Source organism: Catenulispora pinisilvae, assembly GCF_015356865.1.
In the GTDB taxonomy this organism is placed as follows: Bacteria; Actinomycetota; Actinomycetes; order Streptomycetales; family Catenulisporaceae; genus Catenulispora; species Catenulispora pinisilvae.
Genome location: NZ_JAAFZA010000446.1, coordinates 1 through 3,543 on the forward strand (window position 1 = coordinate 1; position 3,543 = coordinate 3,543).

At 69.6% G+C, this 3,543-nt stretch carries 1 protein-coding gene; it reads right to left on the bottom strand.

Annotation, left to right across the window (positions count from 1 at the left end; translation table 11 throughout):
- Nucleotides 1-3: 3 nt before the first annotated feature.
- Nucleotides 4-3,531: a Pls/PosA family non-ribosomal peptide synthetase gene (locus IZR01_RS48630; protein ID WP_369125528.1), complete on the bottom strand. Its 3,528-nt coding sequence runs from the start codon at nt 3,529-3,531 to the stop codon at nt 4-6.
- Between the last annotated feature and the right edge of the window lie 12 nt (nt 3,532-3,543).

The window sequence follows — 3,543 nt, forward strand, 5'->3', positions numbered from 1 at the left end:
CGCTCACGCCTGCTCCGGCCACGGCGCGATCGGATTGCCCTGCCACCGGGTATGCGCCGGCACCGACTCCCCGCGCATCACCAACGACGCCGGCCCCACCGTCGCCTGCGCCCCGATCTGCGCCGCCGGCAAGATCACACCCTGCGGGCCCAACGTCGCCCCGGCCTCCAACCGCACCACATCCATACTCATCACCCGGTCATGGAACAGGTGCGTCTGCACCACACACCCGCGATTCACCGTCGCGGCGTCCTCCAACACGATCAAATCAGCCTCCGGCAACCAGTACGTCTCACACCACACCCCGCGACCCACCCGGGAACCCATCGCCCGATGCCACAAGTTCAGCGGCGCGGTGCCCAACCACGTCTCGGCGAACCACGGCGCCGCCACCAACTCCACGAAGTTGTCCGCCAACTCGTTGCGCCAGACGAAAGAACTCCACAACGGCTGTTCCGATACCCGGATCCGGCCGACCAAAGCCCACTTCGCGACCACGGCCACCAACCCGGCCACCGCCCCGGCCGCCAAGAACGCCACCCCGCCCAGCAGCACCGCCGCGGCCACGTTCCAATCCCGCGCCGCCTGCGCCAGCACCGTCACCGTCAACAACGCCAAAGCGGCCGTCACCATCATCGGCACCAGCCGGCACAGCTCGATCACCGCCCGCGCCGCCACCAGCCGCCGCGGCGGGTTGTAGGTCAACGAGTCGTCGACCTCCTGCCCCGGACGACGCAGCCGCTCCGGCGGCATCCCCAGATACGACTTGCCGCGCTTGGCCTTGTGCGGAGCCGCCGACAACACCCCGACCAGGCTCTCCTTCGGCAGCTTGCGGCCCGGCGCCACCATCCCGGAGTTGCCCACGAACACCCGCTTGCCGATCCGCGCATGCCCCACCCGCAGCCAGCCGCCGGCCATCTCATACGGCGCCACCATCGTGTCGTCGGCCAGGAACGCGCCGTCGTTCACCGTCGTCATCGCCGGGACCGCCAACACCGTCGACATCTCCACGCCACGCCCGACCCGCATCCCCAGCACCCGCAGCCACGACGGCGTCAGGATGCTCGCATACAGCGGATACAGCCACACCCGCGCCATCGCCATCAACTGCAACGTGGCCCAGGTCTGCCAGGCCCGGCGGCTGTGCAGCGGATGGTCGCCGGCGACCATGCCCACACTCAACGCCCGGACACACGCCAACGTCAGCAGCGCGTAACACACCACGAACACCGGCGTCGCCGGAACCAAACCCACCAGCGCCCAGCCGAAGCCCTGCCACACCGTGTCCGTCGCATGCACGAACCCCGCCAAGATCAACAGCGCCGGAATCGCGGCGATCAGCGGGAACAAGGCCAAACCGACAGCGGTCGTGCCATACACCCACGTCCACACCCGCGACCGGCGCGCCTCACCCGGCGGCCGCTCAGCCTTACGCAAACGCACCGCCGGCGACCCCGCCCACTCCTGACCCGCCGGAACCACCCCGCCCACCGACGAACCCGGCGCGATCCGAGCCCGCTCACCGATCCGCGCACCCGGCAACAACATCGACCGCGCACCCACCGACGCCCCCGCGCCGATCCGCAACTCCCCCACCCGCACCCGGCCGCCGTCCACCCAGAAACCGGTCAAATCCACCTCCGGCTCCACCGACGACCCCTGGTCCATCCGCAGCATGCCCGTCACCGGCGGCGGCGAATGCAAATCCACATCCGGCCCCAGCCGCGCACCCAACGCCCGCGCATACAACGTGTTCCACGGACCGGTCACCGTCGTCAGCACCCCGATACGCCACGCCAACTGCTCCGCCGCCCACAAACGCAGATGCACTGACCCGCCACGCGGATAATCACCCGGGCGCACGCCGCGCACGAGCAGGCGCACACCAGTCGCGGCGATCGCGATCCGGCCGGGCGGGGAGACGAAGAGCACGAAGCCCGCCGCCACCCACCACCACGAGACCTGCGGCGCCCACGGCACATCGACCACATTGCCCAGCGACGCCAGCAAAGTCAGCCAACGCATCGCGCCGAGGGTCGCCAACGGGAGCATCGCGGCGATCTGGATCGCCTGCGCACCCCGGCTGACCGGCACCACATCCGGAACCGACTCCGCGACCTGACCGACCTCCTCCGGCGCCATCGCCAGCAGACGCGCCGCCAACTCACCGAGAGTCGGATTGTCATACACATCGCGCACAGTGACCGTCGGATACCGCGACCGCAGAATCGACACGAAACGGGCCGCGCCCAGCGAACTACCACCGGAATCGAAGAAGTCCACCTCCGGACGCACCGGACGCTCACCGAGCAACGTCGCCCACCGCTCAGCCAACCAGTCCTCGGCGACCGTCAACTCCGCCGCCTCGACCGGCTCCTCCACCCCCGGCAACGGCCACGGCAGAGCATTACGATCCACCTTGCCCGACGTGCGGACCGGCAGATCATCGAGCACGGCGATACGCGGAACCAACGCCGCCGGCAACTGCTCAGCCAGCAAGGCACGGGCCGCCGACGGGTCGAAGCCGGGCTCGGACGGAACCACGTAACCGACCAGGATCTCCGCACCGCCGGCCGTCTTCTTCACCGCCGCGGCAGCACCGGCCACGCCGGGCAACGCCTGCAAAGCCGCGTCCACCTCACCAAGCTCAATCCGGCGCCCGCCCAACTTCACCTGCTCATCGGCCCGGCCCAGGAACACCAGACCCTCCGGATCAGCACGCACCAGGTCACCGCTGCGATACGCCCGATCCCACTCCATCGACTTCAACGGCGCGTACTTCTCGGCGTCCTTCAACGGGTCCAGATACCGCGCCAGACCCACGCCACCGATCACCAACTGCCCCGAGCCGCCCATCGGCACCGGCTCCTCGGCATCGTCGACGACCACCAACTCCCAGCCGTCCAACGGCAACCCGATCCGCACCGGCCCCACACCGGTCAACTGCGCGGCACTGGCCACCACCGTCGCCTCAGTCGGGCCGTACGTGTTCCACACCTCACGGCCCGGCACCGCCAGCCGCTCAGCCAACTCCGGCGGACACGCCTCGCCCCCGAAGATCAGCAGCCTGACGTCAGCCAACGCCTCCACCGGCCACAACGAGGCCAGAGTCGGCACCGTGGACACCACCGTGATGCCGTTCTCCACCAGCCACGGACCCAAATCCACACCGCTACGCACCAACGCCCGCGGCGCCGGGACCAGGCACGCCCCGTTGCCCCAGGCCAGCCACATCTCCTCACAGGAGGCGTCAAAGGCCACCGACAGACCGGCCAGGACCCGATCCGAGGTGCCGATCGGCGCGCGGCGCAGGAAGAGACCGGCCTCGGCATCGACGAAGGCCGCCGCGTTGCGGTGAGTCACCGCCACACCCTTCGGCTTGCCGGTGGAACCCGACGTGAAGATGATCCAGGCATCGCTCTCGGTCAGCAGGAACTCGAAGCTGCGGCCCTGTTCGAACAGCACGCCCTGGCGCTCCAGGTGCAGCGCCGAGGCCCGGCCGAGTTCGCGTTCGGACATCCACGGCGTCAGGCGCGCGGCATA